This window comes from Paenibacillus gallinarum (genome assembly GCF_014836635.1).
GTDB lineage: Bacteria > Bacillota > Bacilli > Paenibacillales > Paenibacillaceae > Paenibacillus > Paenibacillus gallinarum.
In genome coordinates this window covers 444,118-470,141 of sequence record NZ_JACSQL010000002.1, presented here as the reverse complement: position 1 = coordinate 470,141, position 26,024 = coordinate 444,118, and the positions used below count along the sequence as shown (strand labels likewise).

Genomic DNA, 26,024 nt, shown 5'->3' with positions numbered 1-26,024 from the left:
ATCACTCACCTCATGCTTCCATGTGCTTAGCCCGCAGCTGTCCGCATGCTGCCGCTATATCGTGTCCTTGCTCTCGACGAATTGTTACATTAATTCCTTGATCAGCAAGGATTTTTTGGAACTGGAATATGTCTTTACGAGCAGTTCTTACGTATTTTCTTTCCGGTACATGGTTAACCGGAATCAGGTTTACGTGACATATCATGTCTTTAATTACACTTGCGAGTTCCTCTGCATGTTCAGGCTGGTCATTAACCCCACCGATAAGCGCGTATTCAAAAGTAATTCGGCGTCCTGTTTTTGCTTGATAATAACGCAAAGATTCCATTACATCATCAAAAGGAAAACGGCGGTTAACCGGCATGAGTTTGGAGCGTAATTTATCATTTGGCGCATGAATGGAAATCGCGAGATTAATCTGCGTGTCTTCATCCGCGAATTGATAAATATTAGGAACAATACCACTTGTAGAGACAGTAATATGACGTTGTCCGATATTTAGTCCTTTTTCATGAATCATCGTTCTAAGGAATTTCATCGTCTCATCATAGTTCTCAAACGGTTCACCTGTACCCATAATAACGATACTGCTTACACGTTCGCCGCGCTCATCCAAAATTTGCTGAGAACGAACTACCTGAGCAATAATTTCACCTGCAGTAAGGTTACGTTTCAGTCCCCCGAGTGTGGATGCACAGAAAGTACAACCTACACGGCATCCAACCTGCGTAGTTACACAAACACTATTTCCATAATTATGTTTCATGATTACTGTTTCAATTGCGTGATCATCATGGAGTCCGAATAGGAACTTAACGGTTCCATCTTTAGACTCAAATTTAGTAATTTCACGCAGCGTAACAAACTGGAACTGATCATTAAGTTTTTCACGCAGTGCTTTCGAAAGATTCGTCATCTCTGCGAAGTCATTTACACGTTTAACATAGATCCAATCGTATATTTGCGCAGCACGGAATTTAGGTTCACCATTCTCTTGAGCCCACGCTTCTAGCTCTTCGAGCGTGTAATCATATATAAAAGGCTTAGTCATTATTTTCAACACCTGTTCTTTCTTAAATAAAGTATCGTAAAGCAAAACATTGTCATCTTATCATTCTACCCATTTTAACATATAATCCCGCATTCATCCATGAAAGCTGATGTTACAGCCTGTCACACGTGAATATGATTTGCCACTTACCAAGCTTCTTAAAAGCAACAAGAAGCCGCCTAAACCTTACGGTTTACAGCGGCAATCATTTATCTATGGTATAAAATCTTATAAAGCTTAGCAGACATCAGGTAAGGATACAACATCCTTTTTTTCTACATGAGCTATACAAGACGTTTTAATCTGGCGATATAAAAACCATCACTGTTAAAGTTCTGAGGAAGAATCTGAATTCCATATCCCTCTTCAGTAACACAGGCTTTGACCTCTTCGTTCATGCTCTCCGCAGGTCCCACCGCTGCATAATCAGGGTGTGTTGATAGAAACTCACAGACAACTTGGTCATTTTCTTTAGGCTCCGTAGTACAAGTGCTATAGACTAATATACCACCTGGCTTAAGAAGCTTGGACACCCGGCTGAGAAGTTCGCTCTGCAAACTGCTAATCGATTCAACATCCTCCGGCGATTTCGCCCAGCGAAGATCCGGTTTGCGCCGAATGACTCCGAAGCCTGTACAAGGAGCATCAAGCAAAATCCGGTCAAAAGAAGCCACCGGATAATTCTCATCCAGATCCAAAGCATCGTGACATACCGTTTCAATACTTCCGAGGCCTAGCCGATCTGCTTGATCCTGAATTAATTTCACCTTATGAGGATGAATGTCGTTCGCAATAATAGAACCTTGGTCCTGCATCTTCTCACCTATGTGAGAGGTTTTGCCTCCCGGTGCAGCGCAGCAATCCAGCACAGTCATTCCGGGTTTTGGTTCTACCGCCTCGGCCACAAGCATTGAACTTTCGTCCTGTACAGACAACATACCATCTTTATACCAAGAGGTAAGTGCCATGTTACCGCCACTTGATACAATAATTCCGTCTTTGCTGATCATGGACGGCACTACGATATGACCCGCTTCTTCCATCTCTTGCATTAATTTGTCGCGGGAAATCATGGTCGTATTGACACGAACACTGACTGGCGGCGCTTCGTTATTGGCACGGCACATTGCTTCGGCTGTATGCTCTCCGTACTGGGCGACCCATCGTTTCACCAACCATTCTGGGTGTGAGTGTGTCAGGGCAATACGTTTGACTGCTGGTAAATCTTCTGGAACTTTTAACTGATCAAGATTCCGAAGCATGTTACGCAGCACCCCATTCACCATACCTGAAATGCCTTGATGACCTTTGCGTTTCGCAATGTTTACTGCTTCACTGACTGCTGCGTGATCAGGAATCCGGTCAAGGTATAAAATTTGATACAGACTAAGACGGAGCAAATTCCGAACCCAAGGGGTTAGTTTTTTTAAACCTTTCGCAACATAGGACTCCAGGAAATAGTCTAATGTGTTACGCCGTGCTATCGTTCCGTATACAAGTTCAGTAGCAAGACCTGCATCAGCAGGACTTAGATTTGCGCCTTTTAATACCTGATTCAAGAGCAGATTACTGTATGCTCCTTCTTCTTCCACTGCGGTCAAAATGTTCATCGCAGCTTCACGACTCGTTATATTCCGTTTCTTAGGTGCAGAAGGAGCCGACTGTTTCTTACCTACCTTATGCTGCTCAGATGACTTCACTTCAACACCGTCCCTATTTTGAGAGATCCGCCGCGAGCGAAATCAGAAGCTTGCATCGCTTTTTTACCTGCAGGCTGTACTTCGCGAAGCCATAACGAACCATCTGAAGTCTTCACTTCGATACCAAGGTTAGATAAGGAAAGTACGGTTCCCGCTTCGACTTCTTTTTGTCCGCTCGATGCATTTTTATACTCTTCCGGCAACGCCAAAGGATTTACCGCCGACCACACTTTAAATACCTGCTCGTCCCACAGGGTAAAAGCCCCTGAATAAGGAACAAGACCACGAATTTGGTCGTAAATCTCTCTTGCAGAACGCGCCCAATCAATCTTCTCATCTTCTCTTGTCAAGTTCTTCGCGTAAGTCGCTTCCTCATCATTTTGCGGAATAGCCTTTACTTTACCGCTGATTAGATTAGGCATTTCGCGGAGAAGCAGATCAGATCCCGCTTCGCTCAGCTTGGCAAACATCGTACCTGACGTATCTTCGTCCGTAATCGGAACTTCCACTTTGGAGATCATATCCCCCGTGTCGAGACCTTCCGCCATATACATCAGCGTAACTCCTGTAACCTTTTCCCCGTTAATAATCGAACGCTGGATTGGAGCTCCGCCGCGATATTTTGGCAATAGAGAACCATGAACATTAACACATCCGTACTTCGGCATGTCCAGAACAGCTTTAGGCAAAATCTGACCGAAAGCAGCCGTCACAATCAGATCCGGCTCCCACTTTGCAAGTTCTGCCACCGATTCTTCATCACGAAGACGGCGAGGCTGAAACACAGGAATCCCATGTTTCAGCGCAGCCTCTTTTACAGGAGTTGGGGTTAATATTTTTTTGCGTCCTTGCGGTTTATCAGGCTGAGTTACTACGAGTTTTACGGAATACCCTTCCGCCAGCAACTTTTCAAGTGCAGGCACTGCAAAATCAGGTGTTCCCATAAAAACAATATTCATATCCTTACCCCCTGTTGCTACGATTCGGCAAATCTGCTCCGATTTCATATATTTTTTCAGCAAGATCTGTGAACAGAACTCCGTTTAAATGATCGATTTCATGTTGGAAAGCACGTGCAAGCAGACCGCTTCCTGTAATCGTAATTTCTTTGCCTTCACGATCCAGTCCTTTTACCGTTACCGTCTCTGCACGGCGTACATCTCCGTTATAACCAGGAATACTCAGACAACCTTCGGGACCAAATTGCTCTCCTTCTTTGGATACGATCTCCGGATTAATCATCTTAATTAGACCGTGATCATCTCCTGTATCAATAACGATGAGTCGTTTCAAAATTCCTACTTGCGGAGCAGCAAGACCTACCCCTTCAGCGTCATACATTGTATCGGCCATATCATCCAGCAGTTTTTGAACGTTTGGCGTGATTTTAGTAACTTCTTTCGCAACTTTACGCAAAACATCATCAGGTTCTTTTACAATTAATCGAATTGACATCTTTATGGACACCATCCTATACGCTTATAAGTTATGTTTTATTCTATGATCAAACCGCTTGGCTTACATCAGCATTTGCGGGTCAACATCTATACTAATCAGTAAATCTTTTCCTTGAAAATCTTGTTCCATATGACGAGCGATGTCACGAACAAGTCCGATAGCATCTATATCACCACGCCATTTTACCATACATTGAAATCTGTATCTATTTTTCAGTCTCGCCATCGGAGAGGCTACCGGTCCAAGCACATCCAAAGCGTCTGCGCTGAATTTATCCAGACTCCCAAGCAGCCCTCGCTTCTGAGCCTGTTCCTTGAGCATTCTAGTATAGTTCTCGGCAGCTCGCACAAGCAGTGGAATCTGTTCATGTGAGAATGTGACGAGGATCAGACGGCAATAAGGAGGATATTGCAAAATCTTGCGATGCTTTAATTCTTCCCTAATAAAATGGTTGAAATCATGTTTGCTTGCATGAATGATAGAATAATGTTCTGGCGTGTATGACTGAACAAATACTTCCCCAGGCAGTTGATGCCTGCCTGCTCGGCCTGCGACTTGAGTCAGCAATTGGAATGTTTTCTCCGCAGCGCGAAAATCAGGTAAATTCAACGCCGAGTCGGCCGTAATTACACCGACGAGAGTTACATCTGGAAAATCAAGCCCTTTTGCTACCATCTGCGTACCAAGCAAAATATCGGCTTTCTTCTCCCGAAATGCTTTCAGCAGTTTTTCGTGAGATCCTTTTTCTGTTGTTGTATCTACATCCATACGGATCACACGAACGCCAGGGAACAACTTCGCCAGTTCTTCTTCTACCCGCTGCGTACCGGTTCCAAAGTAACGGATATGTTCACTCCCGCAGTCAGGACAAACCTCTGGGACCACTTCAGCATATCCGCAATAGTGACACCTCATATTATTTGACCGCTGATGATAAGTTAACGAAATATCACATTCAGGACAGGTTGCTACATACCCACAGCTACGGCACATTACAAAGGTAGAATAACCTCTTCGATTCAATAGCAATACCGTCTGTTCACCCTTTTCAATACGCTCGGCAATCCCTTTGTGTAGAGCCCGGCTGAACATGGAACGGTTGCCATCTTTGAGTTCTTCTCTCATATCTACAATGTGAACAACAGGCAGTTCATTACCCAGCGCACGCGTAGGCATCTCGAGCAGAACCGGAGCAAATTCATCATTACTTTGGGATTTTGCAGCGTAATAACTTTCCATTGAAGGAGTTGCTGAGCCAAGAATAACGACAGCTCCATGCTGACGAGCACGTTCAACCGCTACATCTCTTGCGTGATACTTCGGCGTTTCTTCTTGTTTATAAGAAGTCTCGTGTTCTTCATCAATGATAATGAGACCAAGTTGTTCAAAAGGGGCAAATACTGCGGAGCGAGCTCCAACGGCTACTTTTGCCTTACCTTCACGAATTTTACGCCATTCATCGTATCTTTCTCCGCCAGAGAGTCTGCTGTGCATAACAGCCACCTGATCACCAAAACGCCCCTTAAATCGCTCTACCATCTGAGGGGTGAGTGATATTTCCGGGACGAGGACGATCGCCTGGCGATCTTGCTCAATCGCCCGCTGTATTGTCTGTAAATACACTTCTGTTTTTCCGCTTCCGGTTACTCCATGCAAAAGGAATACACCTTGTTTGCGCTCGTCCAATTTCTCCACAATCTTATGATATACAGCCTGCTGTTCCAAAGTTAGGGATAGCGGCTGGGTAGGTGTGAAGTGGCGGCCCTTATAGGGATCACGAAACACTTCGACATCTTCAAGTACAATAAGGCCTTTATCCTCTAGACCCTTCACCGTACCCGCAGAGACCTGTAAGCCAGAGAGTACTTCTTTTAATGCCATGGGTAGAAAAGAGCTCATCTCCACCAAATAAGAAAGCACTTCTTTTTGTCGTTTTCCCTTTGCCGGAAAATCGGCAAGAGCAGCTTCTGCTTCTTCTAATGAGACAGCGAGGTCAATAGATCGCAATGTTTTTTTCTGCAGCTTATCCTTAATCGACTGGTTCTCTTGAAGCACACCCGTAAGAAGCAGTTCCTTAATAAGGTCAGCGTCTTCAGGATAACGTTTACCTAAATGATCTAATGTTACTTGTTCCTTACTTCGAACATATCGAATAATTTCATTTTTCACTTTGAATTCTTCATTATCTTCGGGCAGATCAAATAATACGTTGTCCGTCTTGTCTGTAAGCCTAGGTACAGATGAATCCTTATCCTTATTAGGATCTGCGGCGGATTGTTCCTGTGCCTCACTGTTGACAGAGATATAACGCTTAGCCTTTCCTTTTAGAGCCGTCGGGATCATTGCCTGCAGCGTAAGAATTCGATTGGAAGCATATCGCTTGCTCATCCATCCTGCGAGTTCAATGAGATCAGGTGAAAGCGGAGGTACAAGATCAAGTAATTCTCCAATTGGCTTCAACTTGAAAGTAGTGTTTGTATGATCCGCGATCGAGATTACAAACCCTTGAACTGTTCGATGGCCAAAAGGGACTCCCACCCTGCTTCCTACTTCGACCCAGCCTAAGAGGGATTCCGGAATGAGATAATCGAATTCGCGGTCAGTATCCTTGGCTGGTACATCCACGATTACTTTCGCAATCTTCAAGGGTTTACTCCCTCCCCTCCATTTGCGAAATTGCAATTTGAAATACTTGTCTTGCCACTTCGTCTTTTGATATTACGGCTAATTCTTTAACTAATCCATGTTTGTCATAGATTTCAACCGCATTGGTATCCGTTCCAAATCCTGCTCCTGGTTTCGTTACATCATTAGCAACGATAAGATCCGCATTTTTTCGTTCTAATTTTCCTTTTGCATGGAATTCAACATCATTTGTCTCCGCTGCAAATCCAATCAGGTATTGATGTGTTTTTTCTTTACCAAGTGATTCTAAAATATCTATAGTTTTGACGAGAGACAGCGTAAATGTATCGTCTTTTTTCTTAATTTTTTGTTTCGCAGCTTCCGCAGGTCTGTAATCTGCCACAGCTGCAGCTTTGACCATAATATCCGTTTTAGGCCATAGTTTATGGACAGCCTCATACATTTCCTGAGCTGACTGCACTTTCACTACTTCCACATCTGCCGGATAGGGAACTTGCATATTGGCGGCAACAAGTGTAACCTCCGCCCCCATGTCTTTCGCAGCGGCCGCAAAGGCCACTCCCATTTTCCCAGAGGAATCATTCGTTATATATCTAACAGGGTCAATCCGCTCGATAGTTCCACCTGCGGTAACGACGACTTTTTTCCCTGCCAAGCATCCTTTTTGAGAACGATGTTCAAAGAAAGTTTCTAAAGCAGCTACGATGGTTTCCGGTTCTTCGAGCCTTCCTTTTCCTACATAGCCACAGGCAAGCTGACCTACACCAGGTTCAATAAAATGAACACCTCTGGAATGAAGGGTATTCATATTCGCAATAACCGCAGGATGTTCATACATATGGACATTCATAGCAGGAGCGATAATCACAGGAGCTGTCGTTGCAAGGAGTGTTGTCGTCAGCATATCATCGGCAAGACCATGTGCCATTTTGGCAATGGTATTCGCTGTAGCCGGTGCAACAAGCACAAGATCCGCTGTATCTGCTAAATTGATATGAGAGACAACCGAAGCATCTCGCTCATCAAATGTATCGGTATAAACCGGATTTCGTGACAATGATTGCAGGGTAAGTTCCGTGATAAACTTTTTAGCAGATTCCGTCATGATCACATGTACCTCTGCACCTTTTTGCACGAGCTTGCTTGTCAGTGCTGCTGCTTTATATGCTGCAATGCCTCCTGTTACTCCAAGCACGATTTTTTTACCCTTCAACATATGCGCTCCCCCTGTTCTTATCATAGATTTATGGCAATAAGCACTCTTTTATCTTTCGTTAACAGAGTAAAAAAAGAAGTAGAAAGAAAGAAAAAAATAACAACCTTCCGGTTGTCACTTTTATCAGGGTGTTACCTATTTAGTAATTCAGTAAAGATAAAAAGAATAGAATTATGCTTCATTTTCTTCTTTTTCGTCAGTACCTGGCTCTACTTTAATGATGTCGTTATAAATCTCTTCGAGGGCAACGCCCACTTGTTTATGAGATTTAGGACTTCTAAGTTCGGATTTTTCACCTTCACGAAGCTGTCTAGCACGTCTGGATGCAGCAACTACAAGAGAATACTTACTGTCGACTTTGTTCACCATTTCATCAATAGATGGATATAACAATACGAACACCTCATTCAATTCTATTTTTTCGCTACTTTACAATGTTCGGCGATGATAATGGATTCTATTCGCTTACACGCCAAATCAATTTCATCATTCACCACAGCATAATCATATTTTTCTAAAAGACTGATCTCTTCAGCAGCGACGGTCATCCGGTGATCAATCGTTGCTTGATTCTCCGTACCGCGACCTTGAATACGGTCTTTCAGTTCATCGAGCGAAGGAGGCAGTAAAAATACGAAAATTCCTTCTGGGAACTTTTCTTTTACTTTAAGTGCTCCTTGCACCTCAATCTCCAGAATAATATCTTTGCCTGATTCAAGCGTCTGTTCTACAAAATCACGCGGTGTACCATAGTAATTACCCACATATTCCGCATGTTCTAGTAGTTCATCTTTTTCAATCATATCAAGAAATTGTTCACGGCTTTTGAAAAAATAGTTCACTCCGTTTTCTTCGCCAAGTCTTGGCTGGCGTGTCGTTGCCGACACGGAGTACGTCAAATTAGGAACTCGTTTACGCAAAGCAGTACATACGGTTCCTTTTCCTACACCCGATGGGCCAGATAATACAATAAGTAATCCCTTAGACATATTACACTCCATTTTATTCGTCGTTGTCATCGTCTTTAGAAGATAGACGATGGGCAACCGTCTCCGGTTGCACTGCGGACAAGATCACATGATCACTGTCAGTAATAATTACAGCACGTGTTCTGCGTCCATATGTAGCATCAATAAGCATATGACGATCTCGTGCTTCCTGGATAATTCTTTTGATAGGCGCTGATTCAGGGCTAACAATAGATATGATACGATTCGCTGAAACGATATTACCAAATCCTATGTTAATGAGTTTAATCGCCATATTCAGGTTCGTCCCCCTATAACTTTTGATCCTTCTCGCAAAGCATTGTTGTTATTTGGCAGCAAGCTTACCTTCACTCTAGACTACTCTAGATTTGCAGCCTGTTCCCTAATTTTCTCAAGCTCGGCCTTCATGTCCATCACGAGATTAACTAAGGTCAGGTGATGAGCTTTCGTACCGATGGTGTTCACTTCACGATTCATTTCCTGAATCAAGAAATCAAGCTTGCGACCTACAGGGTCAGGACTGGTCAGTAATTGCCTGCACTGCGTAAGATGACTAGAGAGACGAGTCAGTTCCTCATCTATGTTAGATCGGTCCGCAAAAATCGCAATCTCCATACCAAATTTATGTTCATCAAAAGGTCCATCTGAAATTTCGGCCAATCGCTGCCTCAGTTTATTTCGATATTCGATCACTACATGAGGTGCAAGTTGAACCATCTTTTCATGACAGGCTTGTAAACTTGAAATCCGGGTCTCTACATCTTTCGCAAGGTGACTTCCTTCACGAGCTCGCATTTCCACCAGCTCCTCAAGGGCATGAGTTATCCCCTCTTGCAGCGCAGTGTCCCAAGCTTCATCTTCTGTTGCCACTCGGAGAGTCGCTTCCTCCGGTTTCAGAAGCACACCAGGAAGCGAAAGGACATCTGAGATTTCCATGTTCCCTCTCATTCCATAACGAAGCTCAAGTTCTTTTGCTGCTTCTAGGTAAGAAGCTACTACCTGTTCGTTAAGGACCGGGTTCAGATGACTCTCCACTGAAAGTTCCTTCGTTATAAATACGTCAATCCGTCCACGCCTAAGCTTGCGCTGTATGATTTTACGAAGTCCATCTTCGTAGCGTGTCCACTCTCGTGGCATTCGGAATACCACTTCGCAATATCTGTGGTTCACAGACTTCATTTCAAACAATACATTATAGCCGCCATAGCTGAGCGAATATTGACCGTATCCGGTCATGCTGAATGACATCGGCATCACATCCATTACACTATTGTATCGGATTATAGTGGTTGAAACAAGTATGAACATTGCGCTTTATCCCCGTTTAATTCCTACCATTATTGCCTAAAAAAGGGCTTCCTAGTAGAATAAATTAAAACTTCTTCATAAAAATGATGCTGAACTTAATAAGGAGACCATCTCATGAAAACAGAACTTCAACTTATTGTTCGTCCAACAGAAATCGATGTAAATGGCCATGTCAATAATGCAAAATATTTAGAGTATCTCGAATGGGGAAGAGAAGAATGGTACGAAGCCGCAGATCTCCCCTATAACAAGCTGCTCCAAGAAGAATTCCAAACCGTTACCGTTAATATTAATATTAACTATCGTAAGGAATGTGTTCAGAATGAAAGGCTCACGGTCATTACAGAACCAGAAAAAGCCGGAAATTCAAGTTATGTACTAAGACAAACGATTGTAAGCGAGACAGATATTATCTGTGCAGACGCGGCAGTTACTAGCGTAACGATAGATCCATCTAGTCGAAAAAGCAAACCTCTGCCCGAGATGCTGCGAAAACTCTTTCCGGCATAGTAAAAAAGGTGCCTTTGCTGCTGAAATCATTCTCGCAGCAAGGCACCTTTCTGATCAATTCATAATAAAATTTAATTTATAATTGCTGGCGATCCTTTTTTCTCCATGATGTGACTCGACTTTTCCCATACAAACTTCGTCAGCTCTTCGCTCATACCATAGAACATAAACGGTGTCATAATATAGATTCCATTGAAATGCTCCATGGCAACTTCTATCAATTCCTTGGCGATCGCAGTTCCCATCGCTCTGCCTTCTTCACCTTCAAGCCCTGCCATCCGCTCTCTTACCGCGTCCGATAACAGAATGCCTGGAACCTCGTTATGCAGATATTCGGCATTCCGGCCACTCGCAAGTGGCATGATCCCAATGAAGATCGGAATTTCAAGATGCTTGGTCGCTTCCTTAAGCGCAATAATCAAATCTTTATCGTACACAGGCTGGGTCATGATGTAATCCGCACCTGCCGCTATTTTTTTCTCCAAACGCTGAACTGCCTTCTCTAAATATTTCACATTCGGATTAAAAGCAGCACCCACTACGAAATCTGCTTTTTGTTTCAGCGGCTTACCGGAAAAGGCAATTCCGTCATTCAGCTGTTTGATCATTCGAATAATTTCAAAAGAAGTCATATCATATACCGAGCTTGCCCCGGGTAAATCACCAAACCTAGCCGGATCGCCGGTTACTGCCAGTACGTGATCAATGCCTAATGCATCAAACCCCATCAGATGGGACTGGGTTCCAATTAAGTTTCGATCCCTGCAGGCAATATGGATCAAAGGCCTCATTCCTGTCTGTTCCTTCACGAGGTATCCTAGTGCCATATTACTCATACGGGTAACCGCTAGTGAGTTATCAGCCAGTGTCAGCGCATCAACCCCTGCTTCTTTTAGACATTTAGCACCTTTCAGGAACTTTTCAATATCTAGATCCCTAGGCGGGTCAAGTTCCACAATAACGGTATGGCGTTCTTTTACCAGATCCACGATGGTAGGTTCTGTACGTGTTTTTTCATATTGATCCGTGGATGCAAATGAACTTCTAATTTCATCATGTGTAAATAATGCCTCTTCATCGAGAGGCGGGAGTAGAGCTGGCTTATACGCTGCAAGTGCTTCAGCTATTGCCTTAATGTGCTCAGGGGTTGTACCGCAGCAGCCGCCAATAATGCGGGCGTTGAGATCAGCAAAACGAACAGCTGTCTGTCCAAAATATTCAGCTGAAGCACCAAAGCGAACTTCACCATCAATATAGTCAGCAATCCCTGCGTTTGGATATACGGACATAGGAATACCAATTGTAGATACCGTTTCCATAGCACGCATGATGGCATTTGGACCTGAGCGGCAGTTAAATCCAATCACATCTGCTCCTTCTCCGTGTAAGATCGAGAAGGCTTGAGGCATGGTATAACCATCGAGTGTTCTTCCAATATCGTCAATGGCAAACTGGCAGATGACAGGAAGTTCCGATTGTTTTCTTATACTCCGGAGTGCGATCAAAAGTTCTTCTACATCATAAAAGGTTTCGAGCATGATCCCATCAACGCCCTCATCGATCAGCGCGGTAACTTGCTCCTCAAAGTAATACCCCAGCTTATTTTTTGAAATATCAGAACGTTTACCCGCTCTAATCGAACCCACCGCTCCAACTACATATCCTTTTCCATTCAAAGCTTCCTTGGCAATGCGAACTCCCGCCCGGTTAATGTCCACCACTTTGTCTTCCAGACCGAATTTGGAAAGTTTATCGTAATTCGCCGAATACGTATTGGTCTCAATCAGTTGTGCACCCGCATCGATATACTTCATATGTACATCATGAATGACATCGGATGATTCTAGATTCAGTTCCTCATAGGAGATTCCGACAGGAAAACCCTTTTGATATAAATAAGTACCTATCGCCCCATCGCCAATCAGGATTTCCTTTTGCAACGCCCCACGTAGATCCACCCTCATTCTCCTCCTGTGACATTTCCTATATTTCACACTAATGTAACATAAAAACATAAAAAGAGGGAACAAGTATGTTCCCTCTTTTTGTCAAATCTCATTTTCAATTATCTTTCCGGTGAATACGAATGCTGCTGGCCCTGTCATATAAACATGATTATCTTCTTCATTCCATTCAATGAAGAGATCCCCGCCCTTCAGACGAACCCAAGCCGCCCTTTCCGTAAGCCCGTTCAGTACAGAAGATACAAGCGTTGCACAAGCTCCTGTCCCGCATGCCAGCGTAGGACCTGCCCCGCGTTCCCATACTCTCATGTCAATATGCTCTCTGTCTTTTACTGTAGCAAATTCAACATTTATTTTTTTGGGGAAGAAGGGATGTGCTTCAAGTTTCGGCCCCCAGGTGGCCAGGTCGAAATTCACTGCATCCTTCACATAAATAACACAGTGCGGATTCCCCATAGATACGGCGGTAAACCGGAAACTGCTATCTCCTGCTTCAATCGGCTGATTGACTACAGGAGTCTCATCTATTGTAGTAGGTATCTTGAGACCGTCCAGTACTGGCGCACCCATATCTACTCTAACTTTACTTACCTTCCCATCCTCTACCGTCAATCTCACAGGTTGTACGCCGGCGCCAATCGTCTGAATCGTAATATTCTCACGATCAATATGACCATGGTCATATACATATTTCGCTACACACCGGATCGCATTACCGCATTGTTCCGCTTCCGTACCGTCTGAATTAATGATTCTCATCTGAAAATCAGCCTTCTCCGAAGGTAAAATATATACCAACCCATCGGCACCGATTCCAAAAAAACGATTGCACCATTTGATTGCTAGTTCTGCAGCATGAGAAGGCAGCTCTTTCTCGCTATATATCACAATAAAATCGTTGCCAAGTCCGTGCATTTTCGTAAATTCCATAATAAGGTTCCACTCCTTTGGGCTCTAAACGGCTCCGATGTAATCATCGTCTACAATCAGGTAATCAATACCTGAACGAGTGACTTTTCAGGTTAGCATATCGTAAGGAGTGGAGGAATTGTATTGATTTTATGCTGAAAATTTTGTACTTTTCGGTGTGTACCCGCTCGTAGCCAGCCTGCGCCGATTTTTTCGGCCTCCCCATACGCTTCCTGCACCAAGCAAGAATGTTGGTATTCCTGCAGCGACGATAACAAGAGCCCATTCTCTCAAATCAAGCGCCGTAGTCTTGAAAATCGGTTGGAGCTGAGGTGTATACATGACACCTAATAACAGAACTACAGAGGAAATAACGGCAAGCACCAAGTATTTGTTCTGCAGCGGGTTTCGGTGAAAGATTGATCTTGAACTTCGGCAGTCAAATACATGAATGAGCTGAGCCATAACCAGTGTTGCAAAAGCCACGGACTGCGCCTTCACCAGATGAGCAGGATTATGCGGATCTATGCGAAGCGTGATCCAGAATGCAGCAAGTGTACATAATCCAATCAGCACACCGCGGCTGATGATTTTCCAGCCCAGTCTACGGGCAAAAATATTCTCCTTCGCCGAACGCGGCTTATGTTCCATCAGATCCTTCTCCGCCTGATCGACACCGAGCGCCATGGCAGGGAGCCCATCGGTAACCAAGTTCACCCAAAGAATCTGTATCGGTAGAAGCGGAAGCGGAAGACCTGCCATCATCGCAAAAAACATCGTTAAGATCTCTCCTACATTTGATGCGAGCAGATAACGTATAAACTTCCGGATATTCTCGTAGATGTTCCGGCCTTCTTCAATCGCTGCTACGATCGTAGAGAAGTTATCATCACTCAAAATGAGTGCCGAAGCTTCCTTTGTAACATCAGTTCCTGTAATCCCCATCGCAATCCCAATATCTGCAGCCTTAATTGCTGGCGCATCATTCACACCATCACCGGTCATTGCGACAACATGCCCTTTTCGTTGTAGTGATTTAACAATACGAAGCTTATGTTCCGGTGATACTCTCGCATACACATAGATCTGATCTACTTCTTTATCAAGGTCTTCATCACTGAATTGAGACAACTGCTGTCCTGTCATCACTTTCCCGCCGCGAGGCAGAATACCGAGCTGATGCGCAATTGCTTCTGCGGTAAGCGAGTGATCACCTGTAATCATGACCGTCTTGATTCCTGCTCTTCTACAAGTTGCAATCGCATCTCTTGCTTCTTTGCGCGGTGGATCGATCATACCAGCAAGTCCGACAAATACAAGTTGGCTTTCTGCCTTACACTCATCCTCTACCTGTTCTTCCGGTCTTACTTCACGATAGGCCATTCCCAGCACTCGAAGTGCAGAACTCGCCATCCGCTCATTAGCCTGAACCACTTGTTGCCGGATCGCTGAGGTAAATGGAATTACTTTGTCATCCCATAAAATATAGGCACATTCCTTAATAAGTACATCTGGTGCGCCTTTTGTAAAAATAAGTCTGCCTCCCTGATGTTTCATCAGTACGGACATCAGTTTTCGTTCGGAATCAAATGGAAACTCCTCAACTCGTTCATACAGCCCAGATAAGCTTTGAGGCGACATTCCAAGCTTAGAGGCCAAGGTGACCAGCGCCCCCTCTGTAGGATCGCCCTTTAATATCCATTCTGTTTCCTCATTGCTTTTTTTATTACGTGTTTCCTGAACGGAAACTTCTTCAATAAGTGCGTTGTTGCATAAACTGCTGACTTGAAGGAGTCTACGCAAGGATTGATCATTCTTCAGATCTATTACATGATCTCGAAGCGTAATATGACCTACTGGTTTATAGCCTTCTCCTGTTACTTTGAGCTGCCTTCCACCCTGCCACACATCCGTTACTGTCATTTTGTTCTGAGTTAAGGTTCCTGTCTTGTCTGAACATATGACAGAAGCCGAACCAAGCGTTTCTACCGAGGGAAGCTTACGAACAATTGCTTTACGTTTGATCATCCGCTGTACACCAAGCGCAAGTGCGATGGTAACTATAGCAGGTAATCCCTCTGGTATCGCGGCAACCGCAAGACTGACACCCGCAAGGAACATACCGACCGCAGGCTGTCCATGTAAAATCCCGGCTACGACCACGAGTACCGTAAGCACCAGGGATACGATGATTAGAATCTTTCCGAGTTGTTCCAGACGGTGCTGAAGCGGCGTTTCTTGTGCTTCTGTATTCTGTATGAGGTCTGCGATTTTCCCCATTTCGGTATCCATCCCCGTACGAATGACGATCCCTTTTGCGGTCCCCCTCGTAACCATGGTTCCCATGAAGCCAACATTCTTGAGGTCTCCGAGCGGAAGATCATCCTGCTCAATGATTTTGCTGTGTTTATTCACAGGCACAGACTCGCCGGTCAAAGCGGATTCTTCCACATCACAGTTACTTGTCATGATAAACCGGATATCCGCCGGTACACGGTCTCCACTTTCCAGAAGAATAATATCGCCGGGAACAAGGTTTTTTGCCGGAATCTGTTCTACTTTTCCATCCCTCAGCACTTTTGAGGTAGGAGCTGATAATTTTTTTAGTGCGCTTAGGGAACGTTCTGCTTTAAATTCCTGAACAAATCCAAGAATCCCATTTAATAAAATGATAGCAATGATCGTTATCGCATCCAGGTATTCACCCAGCAATCCGGATACCAGCGTAGCTCCTACCAAGACAAGCACCATAAAATCTTTGAATTGATTTAGAAAAAGGGTGATTGGAGAAATACCTTTTCCTTCTGACAGCTCATTTGCTCCTGTCTTCTTCTGTCTGTCTGCTGCCTCATCCTTGGTTAGACCTAGCTGCGGCTCCACATTTAATTCTGACTTCAGTTCGTCTGCACCCATCTGATGCCACTTCTTCTGTTCCATATTCCAAGGTTCCCCTCCCGCTCTTTAGTCCTGTGCCTGTCCAGCTTTTCTCACACTTGTGTGCATGCATCAGTCAAAATGCCAAGCTGTCTAATGCCGGACAAACTTCTAAAACTACTGTATTCGGACAAGGACAGAAATATCACACAAAGAGGGCTCTTAAGTTTTTGTTCAAACTATGGCATGATAGATAGAGAAGAAATTTTACACAAGCGCAACATGAAAATAAAACCAACCTGATACAAGATAGGAGAACATAGATTATGGCATTAGACGGAATTGTCGTTCGTTCTATCGTACATGAGCTTCAAGTGCTCATTGGCGGACGGATGAGTAAAATACATCAACCTAACAGTCGCGATATTGTGATTAGTCTACGAGCAGGGCGTGAGAATGCCAAGTTACTCATCTCAGCTAGTCCCACTTATCCGCGTGTTCAATTCACAAAGCAAACGTTTGTGAATCCAACAGAAGCACCTATGTTCTGTATGCTGCTTCGCAAACACTGCGAAGGCGCTATTATTGAGAAAATTAGCCAAGTCGGTATGGAGAGAATTATTCATATTGATGTTCGGCAGCGGGACGAAATCGGAGATGTTTCAACGAAGAAGATTATTGTTGAACTGATGGGCAGACACAGCAATGTGATCTTAGTAGATCCTTCCACAGGAAATATCCTCGATGGAATTCATCATGTGACACCTGCGATCAGCAGTTACCGTGTCATTATGCCTGGATTCTCATACATGGAACCTCCGCAGCAAAATAAGGAGAACCCGCTCACCGCAAATGTTTCTTCCTTCGCTTCATATGAGAGCTATGAAGGAAGTGTATCGAAATGGCTGGTAGAAACTTTTAGCGGACTCAGCCCTTTGTCTGCGGAAGAGATTGCATTCCGCGGCAACCAGAGCGACCCAGAAGCGATGCGGGACAAAGAACAACTATGGAACGGTTTTTCCGAAGTGATGAACCTGGTATCCGGTAACGAGTTCACTCCCGTCATTGCGACAAATGCAAAAGAAAAGATGGTCTTCTCTGCAATTCCTCTCACTCATCTGAAGGAGAGTCAATCTTATGATTCGATTAGTGAATGTATGGAAGCTTACTATGGGGAAAAGGCGGAACGGGACGTTGTCAAACAGAAAGTCAGTGACCTCCTTCGATTCCTGCAAAATGAACGTAATAAAAATATTAAGAAACTAGATCATCTGAATGCGGACCTTGCAGAAGCGGATGATGCGGATCAGTACCGAATTTACGGTGAACTGCTGTTTTCTTCTCTTCATGCCATTCAGAAAGGAGATAAAGAAGCGGTTCTTACGAACTTCTATGATGAAAATCAAGCTGAAGTACGCATCCCGCTTGACCCGCTTCTGACTCCATCCGATAACGCTCAGCGTTATTTTAAGAAATACAATAAATACAAAAACAGCCTGCAGATCATTGAGGAACAACTGATCAAAACACGCGAAGAAATCATGTACATGGACAACTTATTACAGCAGCTGGCTTCTGCATCGATAAACGATGTCGAAGAGATTCGGGAAGAACTGGTCTCTGAAGGGTATCTTCGGGACCGTAATAAAAAAGGAAATAAAAAAAAGAAAAAGAAGAATCAACTTCCTTCTCTGCAAGTGTTCACGTCTTCCGATGGTACCGAAATCTATGTAGGCAAAAATAACCTGCAAAATGAATACTTGACGAATCGTCTAGCCAATTCTAATGATACATGGCTTCATACAAAAGACATCCCGGGCTCACACGTTGTCATTCGCTCTAGCTCCTTCTCTGAGCAGACCTTGGAAGAAGCAGCAATGATTGCGGCTTATTACAGCCAGGCCAAAGAGTCAAGCAGTGTGCCTGTGGATTATACGACCATCCGTCATGTAAAAAAACCTAGCGGTGCAAAACCCGGCTTTGTGATTTACGATAATCAAAAAACGCTGTTTGTTACACCGAGCGAAGATCTGATTAAAAGGCTGCCTAGCCACATTAAGAACTGATCTTAAACCTAAAAATAGTAAATCAAAAAGCAGCGTTCCCTATACGATAGAGAACGCTGCTTTTTACGACGGCAGAGATAAATTAGCTAGTCTAGTTTGTCTCTGCCGTTTTTTTATTCTCTCGATCTTGCCCCATGTAGTTGACTCAGTACAGAAGCATCTACGGTCACGCTGCCGAGATCCCCGTGGAATACAACTCCCTGCCTCGCCCCATGAAAATCAGAACCGCCAGTTACAATCAGGTTGTACTGCTTAGCCATAGCAAGGTATCGCTTTTCCTCTTCTAGGCCATGGTCTGAATGGTAAACTTCAATGCCCGCCGGATGACCATGTTCTATTATTTTTCGAACGAGTTCATCGTCGCCATAAAGCCCAGGATGGGCAAGCACCGGCGTTCCGCCTGCAGCTCTAATCCAGGCAAATGCATCTTCTGGTGTCACCCGCGGAACACTGACGAATCCCGGTTTACCTTCTGCTAAATAAAGATCGAAAGCTTCCCGCATGTTACTTACATATCCTTTCGCTACAAGCGTATCCGCAATATGCGGACGCCCAACTGTCTCATCCTTTTCCAGCGGTCGTCCCATCTCCCGAATTACGTCTTCCATAGAAATTACGAGCCCAAGCTCATTTAACTTCTCCAGAATGAGGATGTTCCGTTCCTCACGGGTTCTGCGTAGGGTCTCTAGTCTATTAAGAAATTCAGGATCCTTTATATCCACATAGTACCCAAGCACATGGATTTCTTTTTCCTCAAGTCTAGTACTGATCTCTACACCAGGTACAACCACGATCCCATATTTTTCACCCGCTGCGAGCGCTTCTTCTACTCCTGCAACCGTATCGTGATCTGTAATCGCAACAGCTGTAAGACCTTTGTTATACGCAATGCGAACATTCTCGGTAGACGGCTGCATTCCGTCCGATGCCTGACTATGCGTATGAAGATCACATTTTCCATTCAAAAGTTCTACATTAACTGCTTCTCTTTCCGATTTATTCATACGAATCCCTCCTTACCAATGCCTTGCACATGCTTTATACAATATACACAGATTCTAAAAAACAAATCCTATGATGTGCTTTGTCCTACCCTGCCGATCACGTCTAAGTCCTGAGCATACTTTTTCAGATAATTTAAAAAAGTAACGGCCGAGATGGGTAACATGGAAGACTTCGAATATACCTCATAAAATTCCCTGGAGAATGTGATATCTTTTAAATCGAGCACTTTTACAAGACCCAGCGCTACTTCATGCTTCACAGAATAAGGTGAAATAATCGTAATTCCAACGCCCGCTTCCACCGCAGATTTAATAGCCCCCGTACTGCCTAGTTCCATGACGGTATTTAGACTCGATGGTTCAATCCCTTTTTCCTTCATCGCATCCTCCATCACTTGTCTCGTTCCCGACCCTTTTTCTCTTACGATAAATGGATACTCCAGGATATCTTCAAGCTTTACCTCTTGCCGAAGAACGAGTGGATGCTGTGCAGGAACAATCAGCTTCAATTCATCATGCATGCCTGGCTCTACAATAAGATCTGGATGAGACAGCGGTGCCTCAATCATGCCAAAGTTCAGCTGATTTTTCATGATTCCTTCAACAATCTGCGTTGTATTCATTACATTCATCACGATCGAGATATCGGGATACTTTTTGCCAAAAGGGCCTAGCAGCCCAGGCAATACATACTCACCGATGGTCAGACTCGCTCCAATTAATAAACGTCCCTGCAGCCTGTCTGTATAGGTGGCTACTGCTTCATCCGTTTCACGAAATAACTCCATACTTCTCAGTGCGTAAGGAAGCAAAGCTTGTCCTGCTTCAGAAAGTTCTATTTTTTTAGTAGAACGATGTATTAATTTGGTTCCAAAATAATCTTCAAGTGATTGAATTTGCATGGTAACCGCAGGCTGTGTCATATGTAGAGCTTGAGCTGCTGCCGAAAAACTTCCCTTTTCCGCAACCGTATAAAATATATGTAATTGGTGAAAATTCATCGATACGATCCCCCCTGGCCTTCCTCATATTGTAACCGATTTATACAAAAAAAAGTGTGCAGCTTCTGCACACCTTATCTTCACTACATTTACAAAAAGTACTGCTTATCTACGTTTACGGCTGTTCTTGACCAGTGTCATACGCCTAGAATGACGTAACCAGGAATAATAAGTTTTGAGATCTCGAAGTTCCATCGTCTCCGACATTCTTCCGAGAAACGTTACAATAATCATTTTGTGAAGGGGATTACCCGTAATATCATATTCACCAGGTAGCTCCGCGAATTCCGCAACCACGACAAGATCGCCATCAATTAAATATACATCTTGTTCATTTCGATAGTAAGGTGAGATCCTGTTCTGTTTGAGGCATTCCCACAACCATGCTGCAATGTTCTCAAAATCATTATTATCTTGTCTGACTCGGTCAACATATCGAAGTTTCGCATGGTTCGTTATGACAATGTCAGCCACTTTTTTATCACCTAGAGCTACAAAAAAAGGTTCATAGGTGCTCCAACGTTGCATTAACTTGTCACGCATGGGATATCACTCTCCACAAGATAGGTCTTTCTATCTACATATTTATCCAATATATTACATCATAAGTCCTGGAATCTCAAGTTGAAAATTAAGATCCTGTCTCAGAAAATCCTAAATCCTGTAATTTTAAATGATTTGGCTAAGTCACTAGCACTATTTATCCATGCTCATATAAAATAACAGGAGCGGCCAAAGGTGGGCCGCTCCAATCTATAACCTATTCAAAAAGTCAGCATATACCTTGTATCAATACTAACCGATACCGCCATAAAAGTTGGTCTTATCTGGAATATCTTTACTATACTCCGTCTTAATTTCATTGCGATAAGATCGTTCTATTTTACGTACATAAGAGAGTTTACGCACGTTCTTCATTGTATCTTCCGCACGTTCAGCATTCACATACATAACAACATAATGCATTTTTTTAGAAATATAGTGTACGGTTCCATACTTGTCTAGATTGCGCGCAGCCTTTACATCACTTACCCATATGATATATCCTGTTCGTTCCGCAAACATGCGAATTTCACCTCTTTTGTAGGATTTGCATCTCTTTCTATCTATTGCAAAATCCTCTTACCAGAATTCAATTCTGGTAAGCGATTCTATACATATTAACCTCCGCAGCCGCAGCTTCCACCGCCGCCGCATCCACCTTTTGGTGAATGGTTATTACTTGGTACTTTAATTGTGCTTGATACGGAGAAAGCAATCGTTTCAGACATTTGATGGAGTAGGCTATCGAGCTGTTGCTCCGCTTCTTTAAAACGAATCACTTCTTCGAAAGTGTCCAGTTTGTCTTCTACTGCCTTCACTTCATCTTTGGCACTATGGAAGTTTGGATGGAAATGGCCGAAACGCTGTGTTTCTGCAAACAATTCCTTCTTATCTTCGAGCTTACGTACCCACTCTTGTATTTCTGGATTCGATTGAACCCGCTCTTTCCAATATAAATAATCTGAAACCAACGTGGATTCGTTGATCATATCGCCCAGTTCATAGGCGTAAGTCAACACTTGGGCCATATCGACCGTGTTAAGTTCAGATACGCTCATGAAATTCATCCCGATCTATAATAAAGTTCCACTTCCTTAAAAAATATGAAAAGCGGACTATAACCTATCATAACATACCCGATTGTTCATAAGAAGAGTTTTGTTCCTAAACCCTCTCAGGATTTTACTTAATTTGGTAAAATAAGGGTGAGTTTTGTCCATTCAGCAGGTACAAGTGTACACCTCTCAGCTACTACTCTGTTCGGTCCAGGGAGCAGCCAACCATTTACAGCCCATGGTTCGCCTTTTCCGATCGATTCAGGAATGAACTCCTGCCTGTCTCCCTTCATCTCCACTCCCATTCGTGTACGCCAGTTGATGGCCTGCTGTACCAACTGTTTGGCTGTGGATGGATGGTACTCTCTCCATTCACTTACCCACATCTTTGGTACCTCTGTTATGTCTGGCATAATCGAGGCCTCATCCCGGTCCTCATTCACCACTTCATAGTAATGAAGATTACGGCCAGTATATACAAATCCCTGCCTTCCTTCTTCATTAAAATGAATAAATGGATTCTCTTCTACTGATGACAGCGTGACCTCGTCCTCTATCGAAACAGCCGGATATCTCCGTTCTTCTGTATCGATTCCTTTAACTGCCTTCGCTGGGGTGAGTCCCATCATCGTTAGTCGCTTTCGTACTTCTGTCACTTTGTCACGCTCCAGTATGAAATGCAGCGGTCCAATCCTTTGTAAAGACTCATTCCAGGATGGATATGACTCAATTTTATCTGCGTCCTGCTTATTTTCTGTGCTTAGCAGCATGACTTGTGAAAAAGAAGTTCTTCCGAGTTCACTTCCCCATTGTTTCAGTGCCAAGAGAACATTCTCAGGAATCGATCCTTGTGCATACCGAGTCAGCCATGTAAGTACCAAGGAGGGAGTAATGCTCACTTCAGCACCTTCATTTAGACGCTCGCGCGTTAGTTTATAGATCGTCATATGATCTCGTACCGCAAGCTCAGCACAGCCTTCTAACAGCCACCTTATAGAATAAGGCGCATCAGGAGGAACAATCACTTCAAAATCGGGCTGTACATAGATAGCTGGCTCTGTATAATGCTTTGAATCTTCCAAGTCATAATTGATAGGATTCGTCCAACGGAAGTATAAAGCCTCGTCCGAAGCCGTAGACATTCCTGTATCTCCATAACCGAACGCAGCAAGCAGCGTGACCCATCCTTTTGCATAACTTTTGAATTCAGCAAGATCTTGTTCATTAACAATACTGACCTGCACAAATCGCTGACAGATCTGATCCATGCTCAGCCACTTCCCAGCATCTTTCCGGCTAAATAGGGTCAACAGATAGCGGAAATGCTGCAACCCAGCCTCTCCTGCACTATAGCGCTCCATCATTGCGTTATAGATATTCCTCTCCATCTGTTGTCTATTTAACTGCACCCAGCGGCTTACGTAAGATTCATCCAGCCCGATTTCCGCCTCGTATTTCTTGGCAAGTCCGAGAGTAAATACCACATCAAGCAGCACGGCTACCTGCACAGGATAAAGCTCTGGATGGGCATACGATAATTTCAATGCCTCAAAGTCCGTACTTCTTAATACCGTCAAATTTTCAATTTTGGAAACCGCTTTTTTATGTATCGTCCCTTTTGCTGTCAGCGGAACACCGTGGATCGCAATGTAAGACAGCAGGTGAAGTATCTCCCCCGCAATATTAGGTCTTGCTTCCATAGCAACTTGTATGTTTCCAGACGAGCTGTAGGGAATTTCTTCATGGAGTAAGGGCAGTACATACTTCTCTGTCAAAAAGGGATGATGCCGGGAAGGGATAAAGTAGATATGTTCTCCCCATGTTTTTTTAGCAGCATCAATAAGGCCCTTCTTGCGCAAACCAAATAATGCGATATCCAGTTCAAGTCCGCTCATTTTCCCAGCAAATAACCCTGTAAGTCTCTCCATCTGAAACGGATTCCCGCCAAACTCTAAAAAAGTTATTTCTAGAAATTGAGCTTCATTCGCTGACCATTCTACATCTTCTAATGATGTTATCGTTTCTTCATTCTTCAACCGGAGGCAACCTCCTTCTCGCCTGTTACGTGATATTCATATCCCTGTTCAATTAAAAAGAGTTGTCTTTTCAGAGCAAAATCCTGTTCTCTTGAATTTTCCGAAACCAGCGTATAAAAATAAGCACGGTTATCTCCTTCTTTGGGCCGCAAGATGCGTCCTAGCCGCTGAGCTTCTTCCTGACGTGAACCGAAACTGCCCGAAACTTCAATTGCTAGCGCAGCATCCGGCAGATCAACAGCAAAATTGGCTACTTTCGACACGACTAACACCGTAATTTCTTTTTCACGAAAAGCAATATACAGTCTGGAACGCTCCTGTTCACTTGTTGCTCCTGTAATGAGCGGAACACCGAGTTCTTTTGCCATTGCCTTTAATTGCCCAACATATTGCCCAATAATGAGAGCAGGGACTTTCGGATGTAGAGCAAGCAACCTTTTTACCACATTAATCTTGGCTGGATTCTCTGCTGCTAATCGGAACTTTTGTCTGCTCTCCGCGTACATATAGGCTTCCTTAAGTTCATCGGACATGGGAACACGTACCTCGTTGCAATTCACCTCCGCAATCCAGCCCTCCTGTTCGAGCTCCTTCCAGGGCAATTCATAACGCTTAGGTCCAATGAGTGAAAATACATCCTCCTCCCGGCCGTCTTCTCTAACAAGCGTTGCTGTAAGCCCGAGTCTTCTGGTCGCTTGGATATCCGCGGTTGCTCTGAACACCGGAGCAGGTAAAAGATGAACCTCATCATAAATAATCAGTCCCCAGCTACGTTCTCCGAACAACTTCATATGCGTAAACTCGCTTTCCTTCGATTTACGATGTGTCATAATTTGATAGGTTGCCACCGTCACTGGCTTGACTGCCTTACTATGACCAGAGTATTCACCAATCGATGCGGACGGAATCGTTGTCTTCTGTTCAATCTCACGAATCCATTGTCTTACAGAAGTCGTATTCGATGTGAGAATGAGCACTTCCGTCTGTAGTCGTTCCATAACCGCCATTCCAATAATCGTCTTCCCCGCTCCACAAGGCAGCACAAGGATCCCGCTTCCACCAAACCCATCTTTCCCTTCAAAGGCAGTCGCTGCTTCTCTCTGGTAATCTCGGAGTTCAAAAGGTTTGTTATTTAAAGAACTATCCGGGTTCCTCCACTGAAAAGAAAGCGGGCTTCCGTGTTTATATCCTGCCAGATCCATTACCGGGTAACCGAGCCTCGTAAGATCTTGCTTCAACAGCCCTCGGTACTTGCCGAGCACTTTCAGTTCGGTATCCGATAATCTGCTTAACTCGTAAGCAGTCAGTGATGGATGTGCTAGAATTTCTCCGAGCAAGTCCGTATCTTCACTAACCAGCCGAAAATCTTCTGAACGCTCATCCGCTTGCAGGGACAACTTACCGTATTTCTCAATAAGCTCCCTGATCTCTTGAGTAAGCGATGCGGGTACATTCCAGCGGGACACTGATTCTAATCTGCTAAGAATATCATCAGCGGAATAACCTAAGGCAGCGGCGCTCCATAATGTAAGCGGCGTTATTTTGTATGTATGAAATGCAGGAGGGCTCTTGATCAGCTCAGCAAAAGGAAGAATGAGTTCTCTCGCTTTTTCGGACTGAGGATGGGCCGTCTCCAGCAAAATGGTAAAGTCACGCTGTACAATACATGCATGATGTGAGTTCATAGGTGTTTA

22 protein-coding genes are annotated in these 26,024 nt (G+C 43.9%); 2 read left to right on the top strand and 20 right to left on the bottom strand.

Going from position 1 to position 26,024, the window contains the following annotated elements; translation table 11 throughout:
* Positions 1-10: 10 nt before the first annotated feature.
* From rlmN to H9647_RS07225, 10 genes are all read right to left on the bottom strand, one after another.
* Positions 11-1,051, bottom strand: a complete 1,041-nt coding sequence (rlmN, locus tag H9647_RS07270; RefSeq protein WP_191799083.1) for a 23S rRNA (adenine(2503)-C(2))-methyltransferase RlmN — start codon at positions 1,049-1,051, stop codon at positions 11-13.
* Between the two features lie 284 nt (positions 1,052-1,335).
* Positions 1,336-2,751, bottom strand: a complete 1,416-nt coding sequence (gene rsmB / locus H9647_RS07265; protein ID WP_404822592.1) for a 16S rRNA (cytosine(967)-C(5))-methyltransferase RsmB — start codon at positions 2,749-2,751, stop codon at positions 1,336-1,338.
* Positions 2,748-3,710, bottom strand: a complete 963-nt coding sequence (gene fmt / locus H9647_RS07260) for a methionyl-tRNA formyltransferase (RefSeq protein ID WP_191799082.1) — start codon at positions 3,708-3,710, stop codon at positions 2,748-2,750. Before fmt ends, rsmB begins: the two co-directional genes overlap by 4 nt.
* A 4-nt stretch (positions 3,711-3,714) precedes the next feature.
* Positions 3,715-4,206 (bottom strand): peptide deformylase, encoded by a 492-nt coding sequence (gene def / locus H9647_RS07255; RefSeq protein WP_160033598.1) that lies wholly within the window; start codon positions 4,204-4,206, stop codon positions 3,715-3,717.
* A 63-nt stretch (positions 4,207-4,269) separates the two neighbouring features.
* Positions 4,270-6,855, bottom strand: coding sequence for a primosomal protein N' (gene priA / locus H9647_RS07250; protein WP_191799081.1), 2,586 nt, complete (start codon positions 6,853-6,855; stop codon positions 4,270-4,272).
* Between the two features lie 4 nt (positions 6,856-6,859).
* Positions 6,860-8,071, bottom strand: a complete 1,212-nt coding sequence (coaBC, locus tag H9647_RS07245; RefSeq protein ID WP_191799080.1) for a bifunctional phosphopantothenoylcysteine decarboxylase/phosphopantothenate--cysteine ligase CoaBC — start codon at positions 8,069-8,071, stop codon at positions 6,860-6,862.
* A gap of 171 nt (positions 8,072-8,242) precedes the next feature.
* Positions 8,243-8,464, bottom strand: coding sequence for a DNA-directed RNA polymerase subunit omega (rpoZ, locus tag H9647_RS07240; RefSeq protein WP_191799447.1), 222 nt, complete (start codon positions 8,462-8,464; stop codon positions 8,243-8,245).
* Positions 8,465-8,484: 20 nt separating this feature from the next.
* Positions 8,485-9,060: a guanylate kinase gene (gmk, locus tag H9647_RS07235; RefSeq protein ID WP_191799079.1), complete on the bottom strand. Its 576-nt coding sequence runs from the start codon at positions 9,058-9,060 to the stop codon at positions 8,485-8,487.
* Between the two features lie 13 nt (positions 9,061-9,073).
* Entirely contained in the window at positions 9,074-9,334 is a 261-nt protein-coding gene (gene remA / locus H9647_RS07230; RefSeq protein ID WP_006209218.1) for an extracellular matrix/biofilm regulator RemA, read from the bottom strand.
* Between the two features lie 83 nt (positions 9,335-9,417).
* A complete protein-coding gene (locus H9647_RS07225) occupies positions 9,418-10,308 on the bottom strand; it encodes a YicC/YloC family endoribonuclease (protein ID WP_191799078.1) in 891 nt (296 codons plus the stop codon).
* 174 nt (positions 10,309-10,482) lie between these two features.
* Between H9647_RS07225 and H9647_RS07220 the strand changes: the two genes are divergently transcribed.
* Positions 10,483-10,878: an acyl-CoA thioesterase gene (locus tag H9647_RS07220; RefSeq protein ID WP_191799077.1), complete on the top strand. Its 396-nt coding sequence runs from the start codon at positions 10,483-10,485 to the stop codon at positions 10,876-10,878.
* A 71-nt stretch (positions 10,879-10,949) separates the two neighbouring features.
* Here the strand turns inward: H9647_RS07220 and H9647_RS07215 are convergent, their stop codons facing one another.
* From H9647_RS07215 to H9647_RS07205, 3 genes are all read right to left on the bottom strand, one after another.
* Positions 10,950-12,842 carry a bifunctional homocysteine S-methyltransferase/methylenetetrahydrofolate reductase gene (locus H9647_RS07215; protein ID WP_191799076.1) on the bottom strand — a complete coding sequence of 631 codons (1,893 nt, stop codon included), beginning with the start codon at positions 12,840-12,842 and terminating at the stop codon, positions 10,950-10,952.
* A gap of 84 nt (positions 12,843-12,926) precedes the next feature.
* Positions 12,927-13,772 (bottom strand): diaminopimelate epimerase, encoded by an 846-nt coding sequence (gene dapF / locus H9647_RS07210; RefSeq protein ID WP_191799075.1) that lies wholly within the window; start codon positions 13,770-13,772, stop codon positions 12,927-12,929.
* Positions 13,773-13,901: 129 nt separating this feature from the next.
* Positions 13,902-16,688 carry a calcium-translocating P-type ATPase, SERCA-type gene (locus H9647_RS07205; protein WP_191799074.1) on the bottom strand — a complete coding sequence of 929 codons (2,787 nt, stop codon included), beginning with the start codon at positions 16,686-16,688 and terminating at the stop codon, positions 13,902-13,904.
* 263 nt (positions 16,689-16,951) lie between these two features.
* Between H9647_RS07205 and H9647_RS07200 the strand changes: the two genes are divergently transcribed.
* Complete coding sequence (locus H9647_RS07200) at positions 16,952-18,691, top strand: Rqc2 family fibronectin-binding protein (protein ID WP_191799073.1); 1,740 nt, start codon at positions 16,952-16,954, stop codon at positions 18,689-18,691.
* Between the two features lie 113 nt (positions 18,692-18,804).
* Here the strand turns inward: H9647_RS07200 and H9647_RS07195 are convergent, their stop codons facing one another.
* The 7 genes from H9647_RS07195 to H9647_RS07165 all read right to left on the bottom strand — a co-directional run bounded on the left by H9647_RS07195 (position 18,805) and on the right by H9647_RS07165 (position 26,015).
* Entirely contained in the window at positions 18,805-19,695 is an 891-nt protein-coding gene (locus H9647_RS07195) for a PHP domain-containing protein (RefSeq protein ID WP_191799072.1), read from the bottom strand.
* A 68-nt stretch (positions 19,696-19,763) separates the two neighbouring features.
* Positions 19,764-20,696, bottom strand: coding sequence for a selenium metabolism-associated LysR family transcriptional regulator (locus H9647_RS07190; RefSeq protein WP_191799071.1), 933 nt, complete (start codon positions 20,694-20,696; stop codon positions 19,764-19,766).
* A 105-nt stretch (positions 20,697-20,801) separates the two neighbouring features.
* Positions 20,802-21,239 (bottom strand): hypothetical protein, encoded by a 438-nt coding sequence (locus tag H9647_RS07185; RefSeq protein ID WP_191799070.1) that lies wholly within the window; start codon positions 21,237-21,239, stop codon positions 20,802-20,804.
* Between the two features lie 252 nt (positions 21,240-21,491).
* Positions 21,492-21,761, bottom strand: a complete 270-nt coding sequence (locus tag H9647_RS07180) for a YlbG family protein (protein WP_191799069.1) — start codon at positions 21,759-21,761, stop codon at positions 21,492-21,494.
* Positions 21,762-21,856: 95 nt separating this feature from the next.
* A complete protein-coding gene (locus H9647_RS07175; protein WP_191799068.1) occupies positions 21,857-22,297 on the bottom strand; it encodes a YlbF family regulator in 441 nt (146 codons plus the stop codon).
* A 128-nt stretch (positions 22,298-22,425) separates the two neighbouring features.
* Positions 22,426-24,330 carry a helicase-associated domain-containing protein gene (locus H9647_RS07170; RefSeq protein ID WP_191799067.1) on the bottom strand — a complete coding sequence of 635 codons (1,905 nt, stop codon included), beginning with the start codon at positions 24,328-24,330 and terminating at the stop codon, positions 22,426-22,428.
* A complete protein-coding gene (locus H9647_RS07165) occupies positions 24,327-26,015 on the bottom strand; it encodes a DNA repair helicase XPB (RefSeq protein ID WP_191799066.1) in 1,689 nt (562 codons plus the stop codon). The genes H9647_RS07170 and H9647_RS07165 overlap by 4 nt, the downstream gene beginning before the upstream one ends.
* Between the last annotated feature and the right edge of the window lie 9 nt (positions 26,016-26,024).